Consider the following 710-nt stretch of genomic DNA (forward strand, 5'->3'; position numbering starts at 1 on the left):
TGGCTTACTTCGAATGTTTGCACGAGCTTAAGCTAATTGTTGACCTTATGTACGAAGGCGGCATCGCGAACATGAACTACTCAATCTCTAACAACGCTGAGTACGGTGAGTACGTTACCGGTCCAGAGGTTATCAATGATGAATCTCGTGCGGCGATGCGTAATGCACTTAAGCGTATTCAAGATGGTGAGTACGCCAAGATGTTTATCCAAGAAGGTGCGACTAACTATGCATCTATGACTGCATATCGTCGTAATAACGCAGCTCACCCAATCGAAGAGACTGGTGCTAAGCTTCGTGCAATGATGCCTTGGATTGCGTCTAACAAGATCGTTGATCAAGAGAAGAACTAAGCGTTTTTGTTAATTAACGCTACACTAAACGGCCTGCAAGGATTATCCTTGCAGGCCGTTTTTTTATGTACGCAGAATATGCTGAGAAGTCATGAGCGAAGAGTCAAAGAATAATCAAGATACTACAAGTGCATTGCACGAGTCTGGGGCCGACAATATTAAGTCGGAGACTGAGTCGTCAGCGGACAAACCAAAGTCGCGTATGGGTAAAGGCATATATTTGTTGCCTAACCTGTTTACAACTGCTTCGTTGTTTTCGGGATTCTATGCAATCGTTGCGGCGATGAATGGCAACTTTGAAAATGCGGCGATCGCAATATTTGTATGCATGGTGTTGGATGGTCTAGATGGTCGCGT

At 44.6% G+C, this 710-nt stretch carries 1 protein-coding gene and 1 pseudogene; both read left to right on the top strand.

All coding sequences use genetic code 11. The features are described 5' to 3' along the window. Positions 1-353, top strand: a pseudogene (locus tag A3762_RS23710) (ketol-acid reductoisomerase); the annotation flags it as partial. Positions 354-444: 91 nt separating this feature from the next. Continuing rightward, on the top strand, positions 445-710 hold a 266-nt coding region (locus A3762_RS28550; RefSeq protein ID WP_369820718.1), incomplete at its 3' end, for a phosphatidylcholine/phosphatidylserine synthase.

It is taken from the genome of Oleiphilus sp. HI0125 (assembly GCF_001635355.1).